Genomic DNA, 19076 nt, shown 5'->3' on the forward strand with positions numbered 1-19076 from the left:
AGGCCAACTAACGAGGAAATGTCAATTGATCGGAATCAGGAATGACGAGCCCAAAGAGTGCTTCCATTCCTTAAAGGCGATCGAGTGTGCAAGGGACGTTTCGACCGAAACGAAGAACTCGAGCACGTCCCTTCAAGTTCAACCCCGAACCGGCGACTACCACGTCTGAGGACCGTTTCAGTCATCGTCTCGATCATCGTCGAGATCAAAGCTTGAGTCGAATCCTCGGTAGCGGTAGCGATTCGGGGCAGCTCTCTAGTAATCGCCCGTATTGTCGTACTCGGGATTGGCGCGGTAGGAGAGATCGCGGCGGATGAGATCGGCCTCGTAGATTTGGACCACGAAGTCGGCCGCAATTTTCAGTCGAGAGCTGGCCCCCTTGAGGGATTCATCACGAGAACCGCGTCGAAATTCGACGACCCCGACGTGCTTGGCCTTGTTCTTGACATAATTGATCCCTGGGATGCCATCGGCGTCTCCAGAGATCAAAAGGGCAACGTCATAGGTATCCTGAAGCGCGACCATATCAACGGCCATGCTGGTGTCGAGCCCTTTTTCGGTGAGGTTGTGATGCAGGAGGTCGACCTTCCAATGACCTTCCTGGCGAATCTCAACGAAGTCCGTGGCCGACTGCACACCGTGGTAAAAGCGCTTCTTCCGTTCCAGGGCCCGACGCTTTCCCTCGTACCATTCACGTGTTTCAGCGAAGCAGAGACCCCAGGCCTCGTCCAGCCGACGCTCGGGGGAAATGTCTGGAGACTTCCGGATCACGTCTTCGACATAACTGTCGCGAAGTCTCGGATTCAGTTCAAAACGGTTCCGAAGCCGGCTCTCAGCCTTGGAATCGTTCAGGTCCCATTCATCCATTTTGCCGACAACATACCAGTAGATCCGAGCATGCTGTGCAGATTCCCAGGGAGCCCCCTCGGCAAAGGTTCGGCCCCAGTGACTGACACTTTGCTCAAAAATATAACGGTAGAATGAACCGTAATCGTCGACACGAAGGTTCAGATGTTTCAGGACACCGTCGAGGTTCGAGCCATCGACAAAGGTGACGAAGCGCTGCATCTGCGCATTCCTTCCGGGCGGGTCACCGGTTCAAGAGGTGATGATTAACAGAGTCGAAACCATGATCATCGATCGGACGAAGCCATCGCGTCCGTAAATCAGCGACGGACGCATCGATCACCGTCTGGCCAAGCAGGCCTCGAACGGACAAACGGGGCCCGTGCTCCGGGGCGGCAACGACGGTTCCGAGGCGACCCACAGGCAGTCCCTCGAAACGATCGAGTACCTCGGCAACGTGCTCCGGACGAACTTCAAGCAGAAATCGAGAGGGGGATTCGGAGAACAGGAGAATCGGATCACTTGCGGCATCATCGAGACAGGGGACATCGCGTACCGAACACTCGGCCCCAAGCGAACCGGCCAGGCACATCTCGGCGAGGGCAACGGCGAGGCCCCCCTCGCTCAGATCGTGGCAGGCTCGCAGCCACCCGCGAACATTACAGTCGTGAACCGCTCTGAAGATGGCCAGCCCGAGTTCGGGGTCAACCTGAGGAACCCGACCGCCAGCCTCTCCCAGGTGTTTGAGGAGGGCCGAACCTCCGAGTTCGTTCCGCGTCTGGCCGACAATCAACAGGTGGTTTCCTGCGGCCTTCAGGTCCATCGTCAGACACTGACGCACGTCGGGAACCTGGCCGATTGCAGAGATGAGCAGCGTGGGAGGAATTGCAAGACTTTCCCCCTCATGCGTGTATTCGTTGTAAAGACTATCCTTCCCAGAAATAAAGGGAGTTCGATACGAAAGCGCTAAATCGTGACACGCCTGCGCAGCCAGAACGAGTGAGCCAAGCGTTTCGGGCCGTTCTGGGTTACCCCAGCAGAAGTTGTCGAGCAACGCGATCCGATCGGGATCGGCACCGACGGCAACCACATTTCGAATCGCCTCGTCGATCACACAGCCGGCCATGGCGTAGGGATCGAGATCGCCATACCTTGGGTTCAGGCCGCACCCCACCGCGAGTCCTCGCAGCGAGCCGCGAACGGGCAAGACCACCGAGGCATTTCCAGGCCCTTCCTCATGTTCGCCGACCAGTGGTTTGATCACGGTTCGGCCTTGCACCTCGTGGTCGTACTGTCGAACGATCCATTCCTTCGAACAGATCTCCCAGTCATGCAAGAGGGCGAGAAGCTCGGCGGTATACTGGTCTCGCTCCGGAAGCGAGAGAGCGGTCTCGACTGGAGGAGTGAAGGCCGCCTTGCGCGTGACCTTGGGCCGACCCTCGTGGAGGAAGTGCATCGAGAGATCGCCAACAACCTCTCCGTGATAGCGCAGGGTTAACCGACCAGTATCCACAAACTGCCCAAGATCGGTGGCCTCGACCCCCTCGGAGGCGCAAAGCGAAACCAACGCGTCGAGATGTTCTGGTGGGACGGCAAGAACCATCCGCTCCTGAGCCTCGGAAATCCAGATCTCGGTATACGAAAGCCCTTCGTATTTGAGGGGCGCCCGCTCCAGATCGACCTCGGCTCCGAGTTCCGCCCCCATTTCTCCGACGGCCGAGCTGAATCCGCCCGCTCCACAATCGGTAATCGCGCGATAAAGCCCTTGGGATCGGGCTTGCAGCAGGGCATCGAGGACCATCTTTTCGGTGATGGCGTTGCCAATCTGCACGGCTCCACCAGAGAGTTGCTCGCTCTCTCCGGTCAATTCAGCCGAACTGAACGTCGCGCCATGAATGCCGTCGCGTCCGGTCTTGCCACCAACGGCGACAATTCGATCTCCCGGATTGACGGATTTGAATGCCATTCCTTTTGGGAGAACGCCGACTGTTCCACAAAAGACGAGTGGGTTGGCCAGATAGCGTTCGTCCGTGACAACGGCGCCGTTGACGGTCGGGATTCCCATGCGGTTGCCGTAGTCGCGGACCCCGGCAACCACCCCTTTGAGGACGCGGCGCGGGTGCAGGACTCCGGTCGGCAAGCCATCGACAGGAGTGTCGGGAGGGGCGACACAGAAAACGTCAGTGTTGCAAATCGGTTTCGCGCCGAGCCCCGTTCCCATGGGGTCGCGAATCACACCACCGATGCCGGTATTCGCCCCCCCGTACGGGTCAATCGCAGAGGGGTGATTGTGCGTCTCGACCTTGAAGCAAACGTCATGCTCGTCGTCGAACCGGATCACTCCGGCGTTGTCCTCGAAGACCGAGACAAGCCAGTCAAGCCCATCCGCTTCTAGGTCCTTGGTTGCCTTGAAGATGGTCTGCTTGAGCAGATTGTCAATCACCTCGCCTTCGAACTCGACCCGACCTCGGAGGGTTTTATGAGAACAGTGCTCGCTCCAGGTCTGAGCAAGCGTTTCCAACTCAACGTCGGTCGGCTCGCGCCCAAGTTCAACGAAGTGGGCCTGGATCGCCCGCATCTCGTCGATCGAAAGGGAGAGTTGTCCCTCTCGACTCACACGCATCAAGGAGTCGTCATCCATGTTCCGTAACGGAACATCGACCCGAGAAAACGTGTAAGGGCTCCCTTGACCCAAATGATCCAGTGTCAAGGGTCCGACGATCGCCTGTTCGACGGCGTCGTTGGCCAGGACTCGGCGGATCAACGCGTCAAGGGAGTCGGTTGGTCCCTCGATCATGTACGTGCGAACGGAGCGGACCTCAGCGACGGCAAGGCCAAGATCCCGAAGAACCGCCCGCGCACTTTCCGCAACCGGATCCGTGACCCCGGGACGGGGCAGCACGTGAACCAGGGCATTGTCGAAAACGGGACGAGACGTCCCCTTCGGTTCCTCCTGGTTGGAGGAAATCGCGAAGGTCTCGACGATCGGGTCAGCGAGAACCTGTTCGGCCGCGCGACGGAGATCGGATTCCGAAAGTTCGCCTTCAACGAGAAATCCGCGAGCCGAGCGAATCGTCCAGGAGCCGCCGAGCCCCAGGTCGGCGGCCTCAGCCGACACCCGACGGCCTTCGGAATCGGCCAGGCCGGGGGCGGGATCGATCTGAAGATGCCAGAGCATGTAGACGTTGCAATTCCAGGTCAGAGTCGTTCAAATCGGCAAACGTTTCGATCGATGACGCTGACTCGGGCGTCGTTCCAAGATCGATTTGCCGCACCAGAGAATCCAAACGCATGGCTCGAAACGGTTCATGGAAGGATCCATGCAAACTGAGATCGTGTCCAGGTCGCCGTTTGAAGAGCTTAGGAATTCATCCGAGTATCGGTGAGTCGGAGTCTGCGCGTCAAGGTCTCAGTGGGGGCGATTCACGACGAAAGCCCTCCCGACACGTAATGTGCCGGAGGGCTTCGCTGATTCGTGATCGAATCTCAGATCAATTTACTTCAAATCACTCGGAGGGAGGCAGGATGACCGAGTCGATGACGTGAATGACGCCGTTGGAGCATTCGATGTCGGTCTTGACGACCTTGGCCTTGTCAACCATGACCGTGCTACCAGCGACCGAGATGGTCGCCTTGGCACCGGCGGCCGTATCAACCTTCTTGCCGTCAAGCTTGACGACGTCGGCAGCCATGACCTTCCCCGGAACCACGTGGTAGGTCAGAATCTTGACCAGGGTTTCCTTGTTCTCAGGCTTCAAAAGGGTTTCGAGGGTCCCTTCCGGCAATTTGGCGAAGGCTTCGTCCGTGGGAGCGAAGACCGTGAAAGGTCCTTCGCTGGAGAGGACGTCAACAAGATCGGCGGCCTTGACGGCGGCAACCAGCGTGCTGAAGGCCTCGTTGCCGGCAGCGGTTTCTACGATGGTCTTGTCCGCAGCGATGGCCGAGGAACCGAGAACCAGCGACAAGGTCAGGGCGGCAAGCATACGCATAGGTAAAGCTCCGAGTTGTGTTGATGCGGGAACTTGTCTGGATCGCGATCGAGGTTTTATACTCGAATACGTCTCTCACGATCAGCCGACGGTGTTGTAGTCCGTACCTCGAACCCGTCCAGATTCATGGTCCATTTTTCTCGTTTTTTCTTTCGACTCACCCGTTGCGCAGTGCGCAAGAAAAGACCCCACTCAGGGTGGGGTCATTGACCGCGACTCATGCTTGGAACTCTCCCCGATTACTTGGGGCGAGGGGTGCGTGTGCGAGTCGGCTTCGAAGCGCCTTCGTTGGAAGTGGATGCTCGACGCCGAGAGCCGGCAGACGATTCATTACTCCCTGCGGTGGGAACCGCTTTGTCAGGGTTGAGTTGCCGCTGACCCGTGGGACACAGCTTCACCAGCACGCATTCCGGACAATTTGGGTCAACGGCAACACATGTGTCGTGAGCAAGTTCCTCAAGCAGGTCCACAAACTCGGGACCTCGAGTTTTGGGAACGGCTCGTTCGAGGGTCGCGCGAATTGACTCAACCGGAGTTTCTTCCTCCGCAAACCCAAGACGGACGAGGCAGCGTCGAATCGGATCGTCGACCGGCATGGCATGACCGCCAAGCGCTTGCTGAATGACGGTAGCCAGAACAAAATCCGATTGCATGGCCTCGAACTCCTGAAGCGTCTTGATGGACTCCTTCAGGGGCTTTTTGCCGAGGTGATCGAGGTCGAACTTGTAGGTCCGCGAGAAAAGCTGACGCAGGAAGCGACGGATGCGCTGAGCTTTCAATTCTGGTTGGGGGAGGCCGTTGAGAGCATCCTGGATCTCTTCCACGGAACTCACGCGAAGTTCGTTCCAATCAAAAAAAGCGTCTCGAAACCGACTCATTGCCGTGTCGGCTTGCTCGCGAGTCGTGCTCTCGTGGCAAATGCCGAACAGAACCGCTTCCAGCACCGACATTTTCACCTCGCGCGAGCCGGGCTTGTAGCGCTTGGCCAGCAAGGGCTGAATCTTGTCGAGCATCTGCGATTTGCTGGGTGCGGCCATGTGTGTGTTCGGGTTCAGTCGAGGAGGAAGAGGAAGATCGTGGTCTGCACGTGTCAGTCGGTCGCTGCCTGGCCTTCGTCACCGGAAGGGTCCTGGAGCGATGAGTCCGCGGGATCGAACTCCGAGTCTTCGGGACGTTCCCCACGGGCAAGGCGGTCGGCGGCGAGCGTTTCGTCGATCAAACGGGACATGGCGACCGATTTCTTGACCCCTTGATCGAGTTCGAACCGGAGGATCGGGGTGTAGCGTGTCTTTAATCGGGCGGCGAGCCTCGACTGGAGAAAACCGGCTGCCGATTGGAGCCCTCGAAGCGCGAGCCGTTGCTTGGCTTCGTCTCCCATCACGGAGACGAACACGGTCGCGTGCTTCAGGTCGGAAGCGACCTCCGCTTCCAGCACGGTGACCCCCTTGACCCGGGGATCAGCCACCTCGAACAGCACGGCCGAGGAGACGACCTCGCGGACGGCCTCGTTCAGACGCTCAATGCGGTGCGAGGGCATGGAAGCAAAACCTCGATCGGACTCGTCAAGAACTCAACGCAAGCCATTACGAACCGTCACGGCCGCTCCCCGCACGGCTCAATGAAGGACCGAGCGGGGAGCGGCCAAGTGAGAAGCAGCATGGGAAATCAGAGCGTTCGACGAATGACTTCGACCCGATAGGCTTCAATCACGTCGTCCACCTTGATATCGTCGAACTTGGCGATCTTGATACCACACTCGAAGTTCTCTCGGACTTCTCGAACATCGTCCTTGAAGCGTCGGAGGGCCTCGATGGCACCCTTGTAGATCTCTCGGCCTTCCCGAATGATACGAGCCTGGCCGTTGCGTTCGATGACTCCCTGGGTCACAAAGCAACCGGCCACCGTCCCGGCACCGCCCCGAGAAATCTTGAAGACCTGGCGGACAACAGCCCGGCCGAGATGGACCTCCTTGATCTCCGGTTCGAGTCGACCCTCGATGGCCTGCTTAATCTCGTCGGAAACTTGATAGATGATGTCATATCGACGAATGTCGATCGACTTCTCCTCGGCGAGGGACACGGCCCGATCTTCCGGAGCGACGCGGAAGCCAATCACGATCGCCTGGCTGGCGTCGGCCAGCATGACGTCGCTTTCGGTAATGCCCCCAACACCCTTGTGGAGAATTCGGACGGGCACCTCATCATTCTCAAGCTTCTCAATCTCCTTGAGCAGTGCTTCGAGTGAGCCCTGCACGTCGGCTTTGAGAATGACGTTCAGGCTCTTGATCTTCTGCTCAGCCATCTTGCTGTAGAGATTCTCCAGCGTGACGGCTTTGGTTTCACCGAGGTTGACCCCTCGCGATCGGGTGCGACGGGTTTCGGCCACCTCGCGAGCCTGACCAATATCTTCCAGCACGGCGAACTTCTCGCCGGCGGTCGGTACCGCGTCGAGCCCAGAGATTTCCACCGGGGTCGAAGGTCCGGCTTCCTGAATCGGTTGGCCCTTGTCGTCAAAGAGGGCTCGGACGCGTCCGAAGCCTTCCCCGCACGCCAGTGCGTCGCCGACCCGCAAGGTACCGTCTTGTACCAGGACGGTGGCGATCACGCCGCGGCCTTCGGAAACCTCGGCCTCAAGGCAGGTGCCCGTCGCCGGCCGATCCGGATTGGCCTTGTACTCGTAGACCTCGGCGATCGTGGACAGAGTCGCCAGCAAGTCATCGACGCCCAGGCCGGAAAGTGCCGAGGTCCGGACCACGGGAACGTCGCCCCCGTATTCCTCGGGAATCAAGCCCTCGGCGCTGATCTCTCCGAGAATCCGATTGACGTTGGCTTCGACACCAGGCAGATCAATCTTGTTCAGGGCAACGACAATCTGCACGCCGGCGGCCTTGGCGTGGGCAATGGCCTCCTTGGTCTGAGGCATCACACCGTCATCGGCCGCGACCACGACCACGGCGATGTCCGTGACATTCGCCCCTCGGGCTCGCATGGCCGTGAAGGCTTCGTGACCAGGGGTATCGACGAAGGTCACCGGGTGCCCGTCGTGATCGACCTGATACGCACCGATATGCTGTGTGATGCCGCCGGTTTCACTGGCCACGACATTGGCCTTGCGGACATAGTCCAGCAAGGAGGTTTTCCCGTGGTCAACGTGGCCGAGGATGGTCACGATCGGCGGTCGAGGCTGAAGCTGTTCGGGAGCGGTTTCAGCGACTCGGGCATCTTCAAGCAGACGATCGAACTCGTCTTCCGCGGTTTCTTCGTGAGCGATCGACAACTCGACGCCGAACTCCATGGCAAGTTCGATGGCGGCGTCTTCTTCGAGCGAGGTATTGATCGTCACGAGTTGGCCGGTCAGATCCATCATCCGTCGCATGAGCTGATTGGCTTTAATGCCAATCGCTTCGGAGAGGGAACGCAAGGTGATGGGGTATTCGATCTCGGCGCTGGTCTTCCGCGGAGCGACGGTGGGCCCTCGGCTCTTGTGGCGCTTCGGACCGCGTCGACGACCGCTGTCCTCGTCGCTATCCAGCAACGCCGCGGCAGGAACCGGAGACACCACGCGATCCTTGGCCCGTTCCTGACGAGCCTTTCGCCGTCCGGCACGGTCGGCGGCGCCACCGAATCGACCGCCGGGGCCCGCCGGCCCCCCCTTGCCCTTGCGTTCTTCTTCTTCGAAATCGGCCCCGGACTTCCGGGACGGAGCACCAGGGACACCGCCACGAGCCGTCGGGCCAGTCGGCAGCGGACCCGTTGGCAAGCCTTCCGGACGGGGACCGCGGGGAGCACCAGCGTCTCGACCGGTCGGAGGAGCGGTCGGAAGCTGCCCTCGCCGCATCATCTCCAGCATTTCTTCGCGGGTAAACCGCTGCTGGGGCTGTACATGCCCCCCGGCGGGAGGCCCACCAGCGGGGCGAGGCCCACCAGCGGGACGCTTGGGGGGTCCACCGGGAGGAGCCACCGGAGGCAAGGGGCGTCCACCGCCCGACGCGACCGGAGGCAAGGGGCGTCCTCCCGGTCGGGGGCCTTCACGCCGTCCCGAAGTGTCGCCCGATTCGCCGGCAGGTCGACGAGGGGGCTGAGCGGCAGCAGGCCGACCGGTCGAGCCGGGCCGAGTCCCGGCGGGACCGATGTAATCACTCCGATCGAGAGGCCGCGATGGCTGCGGACCTTGGCCAGGGCGGGGACGCTGATCCGGCGCCGGACCGGCCGTCGGAGGAGCCGACGGCGTAGGGCCAGCCGGACGAACAGTCGTGCCTCGGGTATGTCCAGCAAGCGGCCCAGCTTGCTTCGAGGCCTGAGAGGACGCAGGAGGAGTTTGCGACATAGGGGGGGCTGGACGGGATGCGGGAGGACCCGCGGGCGGGGAAGCGGACGGAGTGGGACGAACGGGAGCCGAGGCCGGTTCCGGCGCTTGAGCCGAGTCGGCCTGGGCCGGGGCGGGTTTGGTCGGCTGCGGCGGCGTGGATGCCTGAGGCGGAGCCGAATCAAGCGAGTCGGCTGCCGCAGTCTTGGGAGAGGCAGCGGTCGGGCTGATGACGGGGGCCTCCGCGGTCGGGGTCTTCGGTGCCGATTCCGATTTCGGTTCCGGTGTGGGCCGGGGTGGGGTTGGTGCGGCTTGGGGGGCTGGCCCCGAGGTCGATGCGATCATGCGCTGCCGGATCTCATGAGCAACGTCGTCACCGACGCTTGCCAGAGGGCTCGCTTTGACATCAAGGCCCCATTCCTGAATACGATCGATGAGATCTTGGGCTTTCTCCAGCCCGAGTTCTTTCGCTAACGCGTGGACACGAATCGACAACGGCTCCTCCTCCTGGCTTGGGACATCCGAGCCCATCGGGATGTCCCGGTCGGTATTGTGGTTTCGACCGACCGGTCGTGCCAGGCCAATTTTCCGGAACCTCCGGGCCGCATGCTGGCCGGGAGAGCCCGGAACAGGCGGATTAGGAGGAGGGAACGGCAGGGGCGGCGACTCGGCCGGTACGCGGCGGTCTTGGCCGGACCGTCGCGGGGATCATGGTTCTTCGCGGTCCATAGCTGAGGGCTCCGGAGAATCCGCTCCTGAGACCTCGGCCGAGCTGGCCGTTGAGGGTTCAGGGGCAGAGGGCGGGGAGGCCGGGCGTTCCGCTGAGTCCACCGCCGGGGCGTTGGATTCAGGTTCAGCCTCGGCCGGGGGGGGCACGACGCGACCGATGCGGATCTCAAACGGGGGGACGTCGGTTTCGTCTGGGTCTTCCTCGTCGTCAATCGGGGCGTGGGTCACTTCGTGACCGCGATGCTCGAGATGACCCGCCTCGTCGGCCAGGTCAAGATCGTGCGAGTCATAGCTCGCAGCGGTTTCGGTTGGGTCCGAGGCCTCACCGAGATCCTGGGAACCCGTCTCGGCGGATTCTGGAGCGTCGGAAGCCGAAGCCTCCGAGTCGTCCGGCGGACTTACGGTAGCTTCGGAATCGAGTGCAGACGCGGCTGGCTCGTGTTCGTCATCAGGGGCAGGCTCAACGATCGGCTCGACAGGCTCGGCGCGAGGCTCAGCCGATGCGGCACTTGCGAGGGACCTTGCTCCTTTACGGCGAGGCGTCTCGTCTTGTTCGGCAAGCTCGGCAAGGTGTTCGGCCTGTGAAACCAGACTTCGAGCCAGTGGCTCGTCGAAGCCTTCCACCGTACTGACCAGATGGTCGATCTCCATGATCGACAGGTCATCGTAACTGAGAATCCCCTGCTCAACGAGACGGTTGGCCAGGTCGGTATCACACCCTTCAAGTGCCGAAAAGAGGCCGACAGCCTTATCGATCAACTCGTCCAGCTCCTCGCTGGTCATGATCTCGATGTCCCAGCCGACCAGCTTCGAGGCAAGCCGTACATTTTGACCGCGTCGACCGATTGCCAGCGAGAGCTGATCGTCCCGAACCAGCACGATTGCCCGGCCCAGCAGGTTGCAGAGAAGAACCTCTTCAATTTCCGCCGGCTGCAGGGCGTTGGGAATCAGGACCTGAAGGGCTTCATTCCAGCGGACGATGTCAATCCGCTCACCCCCCAGTTCATCGACGATATTCTTGATCCGCGTTCCCCGGACACCGACGCAGGCGCCAACCGCGTCAACCTTCTGGTCGAGCGAACTGACAGCGACTTTTGACCGATAACCGGCTTCCCGGGCAAGGGCCTTGATCTGAATCGTCTGGTCCGCGATCTCGGGAATTTCCAGCTCGAACAGCCTGCGCACGAAATCCGGATGGGTGCGGCTGAGGATAATCTTGACTCGCTGGCCGACTTTGCGGACGTCAAGCACAATCGCCCGAACCCGCTCGCCAGGGTGATGGCTTTCGCCCGGAATCGACTCACTCCGGGGAAGTAAGCCGTCGGTCTTGCCCAGATTGACCGTCACCGCCCCGCCTTCAAAGCGCTGAATGGTCCCGGTGACCATCTCCCCCCGCAGAACCTCGAACTCATCGAACAAGGTATCGCGTTCGGCTTCGCGAATTTTCTGAATAATGACCTGTTTGGCCGTCTGGGCGGCGATTCGGCCAAAATCGGGGGGCTCAACGGACACGCCGTCTTTCAAGGTGGCGATCCGGCCAGTTTCCGGGTCAATCGTGACCTGAATCTCCTGGGCGTCCGGATAGTGCTTGCGCGCGGCTGTGGCAAGCGCCGATTGAAGTCCATCAAAAAGGACTTCTTTCGGGATATTCTTTTCCCGATGAATACTCTCGACAATCCGGACCAGATCGACGCTCATCCAACTCCTCCGAGGCGAGTGGCGGGCAGCCTGCACAGGGGCAGCCCGACCCTCCGGTACGAAACATTGGCCGGGCTTCTCGCGAAAGCCCTCCCCAATCTTTCGCGACCGAACGCCGCTGGCGCGACGCTGCAGGACCTCGACCGCTCCGGGCCCCGGGTCGAGTGATCGCCACCCGACCGTTGCCACGACACCTTGACACGGCGAACGTGACCCGAAACCAGATGCGCCCCGACCCAGGACCGAGATTCGCGATCCGAACCTCAGCCCACCAATCACTCTACCGATGATCCGAGGACACTGTCAAGCGAGGCTCCGAGGAGCTTCCGCAGGCCAAACGTTGCGCCAACCACCGGTCGATTCCCGGAGACCGAAGAGCGGGCGTTCCCAACCGTTCGACTTGCTCAAAGTCCGAGATTCCGGACCCCGATTTGCATGAGCTTCGCCCCCGGAAACGTCAACCAGGCGCCCCGCCGAACACCATTTACGCCATTTGCCTATTCTCCCCAGATCGGCTAACGTACACCAGCGTTGACTGTCTCGCGATGTTGTGTCTGGTCAACGTCGAGAGGAAATCGGCGGGACGATTGGATAGCATGGATCGTCTTCTCGGCACGGAGGTCGATGATGATGGAACCAGCAGCGGTCATTCGGTGGACGAAGGGTCGTTTCGAGCAAACCAGAGGGCCGGGGTAATGAGTCGAGTGATCCGGAAACGAGCAGGGCAGAAGTTCAAGCTAGAGCAACTGGAAGAACGAACACTACTCAATGGAGAGACTCCGAACATCCAGTTCGCCGAGGCTCTGGTCGGTTCCGGTACGTCTCTGGACCCGTTTTTCTCATCCGGCGGCCTGATTCAGGCTTCGCTCACCGATGACCAAGGCCGGTTGTATCTCGCCGGCAGGCTCGACGGTTCGGTCAATTTGAACCCGGTCGCCACGCAGCCGCCCAACTTGCTCACCAACACGTCGGGGCCGGCGGATGGATTTTTGGCTCAGTATGCCGCCGATGGAACGCTGAACTGGGTTTATCAGATTCAGGTGGATGATGGGGAGTCGTTCAACTTTACCAACATGACCCTGTCCTCTGCGGGCGATCTGCTGGCGGTGGGATCTGCCTCCTCGGGGGTCGACCTCAATGGATCGGTGGCTCCGAATGGCACCCCCTTCGATGCCGGTGGCTTTCTCCTGAGAGTCGACGCGGAACTGGGGCAATTTCAGTCGGTTTCCCGTTTCCGAGACCTGGAGGGGAACGCCGGAAACAACTTGCCGCAGGCCGTGGGGGTCACCTCAACCGGGGCCATCGTGATCGCGGGTCTCCTCACGGGAGGCACAACCGACTTCGACCCCGGCGCAGGTGAGTCCAACGTCGAGGGCAATAGGGATTCGTTCGTCGTCACATTGAATTCTGATGGCAGCTTCGACGATGTTGTGATCCTGGAGTCCGATTCAAGGAGGTCGACCAATGACCTTCGAGTTCAGAACCTAGCAATCGCGTCTGGTTCCTCTGACATCTATCTGGTTGGTTCCTACAGAGGAACGGTCGACTTCGATCCGGGACCGGACTCGGTGGAGCGGGTCGCGTCGGGAACAACCGACTTGTTTCTGCTGCGCCTATCCATCGACGGGACCTATCAAAATGTCACGACCCTGTCGGGCAATGGGTCGGGATTGATGTCCAAGGTTGCTCTCATTGAGTCGGGTTCCGGTGTCGAGGGAGTTGTCGCGACCGGGAATTTCAATTTCTCCATCGCGCTGGAGAATTCCCCGATCGTCCTGACGAGTCAGGGGTCCGTCGACACGGTCATTGGCCGCTGGACCCCCGATCTGACGCAGGTGGAATGGGCTCATTCGATCGGAAATCCTCAACCCGTTTTCCCTGCTCGGGCCGGGGGACTGGCGATTGACCCCGCCGGGAACGTCATTGTCGGCGGAAATTTCGAGGGAACACTCGATCTTAGCTCACTTCCGGGCGGGGGAGACGTTTTCGTTTCCCAAAGTCAGGTCGAAGCAGGAACCAACAGCTATTACGCAATCTTCAACGGAGATGGAATCTACCAGCGTGGCTACAATTTTGGAGGTTCTTCCTCCTCGGTCTTCGCAGGCTTCTCAAGCCCCGAAGTGGACACGTTGCTTGTTTCCGGCTGGTATTTCGGTGACCAGTTCCAGATTGCGGATAAGACCCTTGCCAGTCCCGCGAACGAAGCACAGAACCTCTTCATTTCAAGATTGACCTATCAGGAAATCACCGATCCCGATCCCGATCCCGATCCCGATCCCGATCCCGATCCCGATCCCGATCCCAAGACGATTGTTGGTGATTACGACGGCGACGGCGTGGCCGATCTTGCCCTCTATCAGTACGATCCGGTTGCCGGCGCAGCCGTGTTCCATCTTCAACTGACGAACAACGGCACTCCGAGGGTGTCGACCGTCTCGATTCCCAACGTCAGCCCCAACGTCATACCCATCTCGGGCGACTTTGACGGCGACAGGAAGGCTGACGTGGCCGTGGTCGATCCGTTCGCACGGCTGTTCAATAGCTCCCGGCCGAATGCCACCGAGTGGATCATTCGACTCTCAACCACCCAGGGGCTTCGGCGCGTCCCGTTCGGTGGCCCTGGCAGCCTCGATCGTCCCGCCCCGGCGGATTACGATGGCGACGGCTTGACCGACATTGCCACTTTCCGCGCTGACAGCGATCTGGTCCGCGGTGCAGCTCAGTGGTTCATCTTGCCGTCGAACGGCCCTAGTGCATTCGACGTGGTTTTTGGTGCCCCGGGAGGCACCGACCTACCGGCTCCGGACGACTACGACGGAGACGGAAGGGCTGACATCGTCACGTTCCGCCCCGTGCGAACCCCGCAGGATGTGTCGGGAGGGGTTCCCGATGCGGCACAGTGGTTTATCCTCCCGTCGAGCCCCAACGATGCCACCTTCAGCGGTCGAAACAACGCGTTCCGTATTCTGTTCGGTGCGTCCGGCAATGCCGACCAGCCCTCACCGGCCGACATCAATGGTGATGGGCGGGCCGATATTGTGGCATTCCGGTCGGAGAGCGACCTGAACCCCGGTTCCGCCGACTGGTTCAAATTGCCCTCGGCGCGACCCTCGCCAAACTTTGCGAACGGGTCCCTCACGACCTTCGGCGATGCCGGTGAGATCGCCGCCGTCTCCGACTACACCGGCGATCAGAACCCCGACCTCACCGTTTTTAACCCCACCACTGGCGTCTGGACCATTCGCAGTGGGACCAACGGCCCGGAGCAGACCATCGCGTTCAATCACCCGCTGGGTCAAGCCGTGCCGGTGCTTTCTCCGCTCTTCTTCCGGCTTCGGGCGTCGGGAAATTTGCCAAATCAAGCCTCGGGGGTCGCGGTGGCGGCTCAATCGTCCAGTCGAAATGATGGCCTGTTGCTGTTCGACTCGGGAACTTCGGCGTCATCCACTCCGATCGAGTCAATTCGATCGCAGCGGGGCGGACTCATCGACTCGGCCATCGATTCCTTGATGGACGATCCGCTGGCCTAAGGCTCCATCACGCGACATCAACTCCTGACACGCCGACGGACTGAAACCTCCCCAGTCCGTCGGCGGTTGACACAGATCATCCCTGATTCCAACAATAGTCGTCGATGAGCTTGCGCCCGGCGATGGTCCCCGCTCGTGGCGGTTCGAGCGTCCATCGACCCCAAACACCGGGCGTCCCGGTGAAGTGATGGCTGTGGATCACGAAGACCTCCACCGGATGCGGTCCTGCCTGGAGTCGGCCGGCCGCCGATCGACGCGCCAACGCGAGGAGATCTACGCCTATCTCCTCCGCTCCGAGGACCACCCCACGGCTGAGCAGGTCTTCGAGGCAGTCCGCACGTCGATCCCAAACCTCAGCCTTGCCACGGTTTACAACGCCCTTGAAGCGCTGGCCGACGCGGGCCTGATCATGAAGTTACCGTCGAGCGAGGGCTCAACCCGCTACGATGGGCGGGCTGACGGTCACTATCACCTCCGCTGTCTCCGCTCGGGAGCGGTGGCGGACCTCTCAACCCCTTACGTGCCGGACCTGATCGAGTCGCTCGATCCCGGTCTGGCCCATCGGCTCGGTCGGCAAGGGTTCCGCGTCACCGGGTATCGTCTTGAGGTTGTCGGCTACTTTGAGCGTTGCCCGACCAACGGAATCGACGACCCGCGGGAGAACTAACGCCTTGTCCGAATCTTCGATCGCCACGTTCGGTCCCCTGGTCGACACCCACGCCCACCTCGACGACCCAAGGATGGCCCGGGATCTTGCCGGGGTTCTGGCGAGGGCCCGCGAGCATGGTGTGACTCAGATCGTGGCAATCGGCACGACGGCTGCGTCGTCACGCGACATCGTGTCCCTGGCCAGGGACCACCAAGGGATCTTCGCCGCCATCGGCATTCAGCCAAACCACGGGGCCGAAGCAGAGCCGGGGGACTGGGAGCGAATCGTCGAGCTGGCCGATGCCCCGAAGGTCGTCGCCATCGGTGAGACGGGTCTCGACCGATACTGGGATCGCACACCGTTTCCCCTCCAGCAAGACCTGTTTGACCGTCACCTGACCCTGGCCTTCGAACGTCAGTTGCCGGTGGTCATCCACTGCCGCCAGTGTGAGGCCGACATTGTCGCGCAGCTGGAACAGCTGGGGCGACCTGTCTCGGGCATCTTGCACTCGTTCACCGGCAACTGGGACGATGCGCAGGCCTTCCTGGCGCTGGGCCTTCACCTGTCGTTCGCCGGAATGGTCACGTTTCGGAACGAATCGCTCGACCCGTTACGCGAGGTTGCGTCTCGAATGCCCCTCGATCGGCTGCTGATCGAGACCGATAGCCCGTACCTCAGTCCTCACCCGTTCCGGGGGAAGACGAACGAACCGGGCCGGGTCGCCTGGACTTGCGCCCGAATCGCCGAACTTCGGGGGATGGAGGCGGAAGAACTCGCCCTCCAGACGACCAGGAACGCACGTCGGCTCTTCGGTCTGGAAGAGACGGAGACTCTCTGACGCACCTCATGCCCCAAAACGCAAGGCCATTACCGATCGCCACGCGGTCCGAGTGAATCGGACTTGGGAATGGCGATCGGCAATGGCCTCGTTCAGGGTTTCCCCCGTCGCAGCAAGCAATCAGCTCGAATCGGATCGAAACGAGTCAGGACTCATCGCCGAGGGAGAGTTCGGTCAACTGCTCGGGAGTCGCTTCGTGAAAGCTCAACCCGCGTCGGCGGAGTTCGAAGTGCAATCGAAGCGCAAGCCGGTGCAGTTCGGGGGAATCAATCCGCCAGGCGATATCGACCAGATCAACAGGGGACACTTCGCCGAGGGCCTGACCGCGTCGCTCCAGTTCGGCTTCGAGCCGGAGCACCATTTCAAGCGTCTCGGCATGAGCCTGTTCCGAGCCGCCGACAATCAGGCATTGCTCGCCATTGATGATGCGACGGGGCGCGTCCGAATCTGAGTCATCGAGGCCCAGCCCGAGCAGCATGGCGCGCATCCGTCGACGGGGCCGGTGCCCCGGGGGGTGCATCGTCATCAAAGGTCGGCCTTTCACGAGTGGGAAGTCGGTCTCGGAAACCACCGGGCGGTCGCTTCTCGCGAATGATCCCCTCAACGAGGCTCACATCGCGACCAGCGATCGCCACGGGTTTCATATCGGCTCCACACCGGCGACGGGCCAGTACCGAAGCAGGGGAATCCGCCCTCCTGACCGGAACCAGGCGGAACCCTGCTCATGCCTCTTACGACCCGCCCAAGAGGTCCCGAACGGTTGACTTGGCCACCCGATACGCATGGCGCACCGTGATCGCTCGCGCCTCAATTTGCTCCTCATTGAATAAACGGCCCTCACTGGGCGGTAATCCGGCCAGTGAGATCGTCAACGGCAACAGGTCGAGGAACTGACGATATTTCTGCTGAATATCGCCGCCGGGGGTCGGTTGGTCGGCCATGGCGCGGTCGCTCCAGAAGGTCGAGGTGAGATGTGATCGAGCGAACAACTCGGCCCGAACCGGTGCCGGGCCTGAACCACTCGCGCGGATCCATCGTACCACTTGCAAAGCCTATCGCCGCCGATAGCAGCCTCGCAAGAGGCCGACCCTTGCGATCCGAAGGTTCTGGCATCCCCGAGCAAATCCACCGAACCAACCACCTTGACCGCCGCGCACCGGCCCGATAGTGTGGAAGAATTGAGTTGATCCGTCCTAATCGATGGGGCACTGTTCGCCTCATCTCTTGTTTTGTGATCCTGACCACCCCCACGAGGAGGTCTTGTTTGATTCAGCGAGCTGTTGAGGAGCCCGAGCTCGGCTTCTCCGACCTGGGGCTGAGCCCTGAGATGCTCGACGCTTTGCGACGTGTCCGCTACGTAACTCCCTCCCCGATCCAGGCCGCCGTCATTCCCGAAGCCCTTGAAGGCAATGACGTCATCGGCCAGGCCAAGACCGGCACCGGGAAAACCGCGGCCTTCGGCATCCCTCTGATTGAGATGCTCGAAGCGCGTGGCAAGGGGCCGCAAGCTCTGATCCTCGCCCCCACCCGGGAACTGGCCCAGCAGATTGTCAGCGAGATGCAAAATCTCGCCGTAAATCATGATGCGGCCATTTGTGCCGTCTACGGCGGCCAGCCGATCGAGAAGCAGTTGCGAGCGTTGCAGCGCGGCGTCGACATTGTTGTCGGCACCCCTGGTCGCATCATCGACCATATCCGTCGTGGTTCCCTCTACCTGGGTGACGTGGTTCACGTTGTCCTGGATGAGGCCGACCGCATGCTCGACATCGGGTTCCGCCCCGACATCGAAAAAATTCTGCGGCGGGTTCCCGACCCGCACCAGACGTTGCTCCTCTCGGCCACCCTCGACGCGGAAATCCGGCGTCTGGCCGACAAGTACATGTATCATCCGGTCGAATTGCTGCTCTCGAAAGACGAGCCCTCGGCCGAGACCGTCAATCAGTTCTACGTGACGGTTGACCAGGAAAAGAAGACCGAGTTGCTCCTGCACCTGCTCCGGCGGGAACAGCCCGAGCAATGCCTCGTCTTCACCCGCACCAAACGCGGAGCCGATAAACTGGCCGATCGGATCAAGCGCGTGGTCAAAGGCGTGGCCGTGATTCACGGCGACCTGCCCCAGAGCGCCCGAGACAAGGTCATGAAAGCCTTCCGGACCGGAGACATTCCCGTTCTGGTGGCGACCGACGTGGTCGGTCGAGGCATCGACGTCAACGGCATCAGCCACGTCATCAATTACGATATCCCGGAAGATCCGGAAAACTACGTTCACCGGATTGGCCGAACCGGCCGGATGGGTCGGAACGGTGTCGCGTACCTGTTCGTCACCCCCGATCAGGGCGAACCGCTGACCAACATCGAAATGCTGATGAATCGGACCATTCCACCGCTTCCGCTCGGTGAGTTCGAGGCTCATGATTCCTCGGGCAAGGCCCAGCAGAAACGTGGCGCATTCAAGGAATTGTTCAGCTACCTCTGAGCCATCACCTTGCCTG

14 protein-coding genes are annotated in these 19076 nt (G+C 61.0%); 4 read left to right on the forward strand and 10 right to left on the reverse strand.

Going from position 1 to position 19076, the window contains the following annotated elements:
• Positions 1–255: 255 nt before the first annotated feature.
• From GA615_RS13680 to nusA, 8 genes are all read right to left on the reverse strand, one after another.
• The gene (locus tag GA615_RS13680) at positions 256–1068 is read right to left on the reverse strand and encodes an NYN domain-containing protein (protein ID WP_152051867.1); all 813 of its coding nucleotides are present in this window, start codon (positions 1066–1068) and stop codon (positions 256–258) included.
• Between the two features lie 22 nt (positions 1069–1090).
• A complete protein-coding gene (gene purL, locus GA615_RS13685) occupies positions 1091–4024 on the reverse strand; it encodes a phosphoribosylformylglycinamidine synthase subunit PurL (RefSeq protein ID WP_152051868.1) in 2934 nt (977 codons plus the stop codon).
• Between the two features lie 328 nt (positions 4025–4352).
• A complete protein-coding gene (locus GA615_RS13690) occupies positions 4353–4829 on the reverse strand; it encodes a fasciclin domain-containing protein (protein ID WP_390622232.1) in 477 nt (158 codons plus the stop codon).
• 245 nt (positions 4830–5074) lie between these two features.
• Entirely contained in the window at positions 5075–5872 is a 798-nt protein-coding gene (locus GA615_RS13695; RefSeq protein ID WP_152051870.1) for an endonuclease III domain-containing protein, read from the reverse strand.
• A gap of 53 nt (positions 5873–5925) precedes the next feature.
• A complete protein-coding gene (gene rbfA, locus GA615_RS13700) occupies positions 5926–6372 on the reverse strand; it encodes a 30S ribosome-binding factor RbfA (protein WP_152051871.1) in 447 nt (148 codons plus the stop codon).
• A gap of 128 nt (positions 6373–6500) precedes the next feature.
• Positions 6501–8675 carry a translation initiation factor IF-2 gene (infB, locus tag GA615_RS13705; protein WP_235905405.1) on the reverse strand — a complete coding sequence of 725 codons (2175 nt, stop codon included), beginning with the start codon at positions 8673–8675 and terminating at the stop codon, positions 6501–6503.
• A complete protein-coding gene (locus GA615_RS28170; RefSeq protein ID WP_235905408.1) occupies positions 8672–9109 on the reverse strand; it encodes a hypothetical protein in 438 nt (145 codons plus the stop codon). Before GA615_RS28170 ends, infB begins: the two co-directional genes overlap by 4 nt.
• Positions 9110–9848: 739 nt before the next feature.
• Entirely contained in the window at positions 9849–11567 is a 1719-nt protein-coding gene (nusA, locus tag GA615_RS13710; protein WP_152051873.1) for a transcription termination factor NusA, read from the reverse strand.
• A gap of 695 nt (positions 11568–12262) precedes the next feature.
• Between nusA and GA615_RS13715 the strand changes: the two genes are divergently transcribed.
• From GA615_RS13715 to GA615_RS13725, 3 genes are all read left to right on the forward strand, one after another.
• Entirely contained in the window at positions 12263–15097 is a 2835-nt protein-coding gene (locus GA615_RS13715; RefSeq protein ID WP_152051874.1) for an FG-GAP repeat domain-containing protein, read from the forward strand.
• Between the two features lie 217 nt (positions 15098–15314).
• The gene (locus GA615_RS13720; protein ID WP_235905409.1) at positions 15315–15764 is read left to right on the forward strand and encodes a Fur family transcriptional regulator; all 450 of its coding nucleotides are present in this window, start codon (positions 15315–15317) and stop codon (positions 15762–15764) included.
• A gap of 4 nt (positions 15765–15768) precedes the next feature.
• Complete coding sequence (locus GA615_RS13725; RefSeq protein ID WP_235905411.1) at positions 15769–16584, forward strand: TatD family hydrolase; 816 nt, start codon at positions 15769–15771, stop codon at positions 16582–16584.
• 145 nt (positions 16585–16729) lie between these two features.
• On the opposite strand, the gene GA615_RS13730 is transcribed toward GA615_RS13725, so the two are convergent.
• On the reverse strand, positions 16730–17062 hold the full coding sequence (locus GA615_RS13730; protein WP_235905413.1) for a hypothetical protein: 333 nt from the start codon (positions 17060–17062) through the stop codon (positions 16730–16732).
• A 253-nt stretch (positions 17063–17315) separates the two neighbouring features.
• Positions 17316–17525 carry a hypothetical protein gene (locus GA615_RS13735; protein ID WP_152051877.1) on the reverse strand — a complete coding sequence of 70 codons (210 nt, stop codon included), beginning with the start codon at positions 17523–17525 and terminating at the stop codon, positions 17316–17318.
• A 323-nt stretch (positions 17526–17848) separates the two neighbouring features.
• Here GA615_RS13735 and GA615_RS13740 point away from each other — a divergent pair, with 323 nt between their 5' ends.
• Positions 17849–19060: a DEAD/DEAH box helicase gene (locus tag GA615_RS13740; RefSeq protein WP_235905414.1), complete on the forward strand. Its 1212-nt coding sequence runs from the start codon at positions 17849–17851 to the stop codon at positions 19058–19060.
• Positions 19061–19076: the final 16 nt, after the last annotated feature.

The organism is Tautonia marina, assembly GCF_009177065.1.
Lineage (GTDB): Bacteria > Planctomycetota > Planctomycetia > Isosphaerales > Isosphaeraceae > Tautonia > Tautonia marina.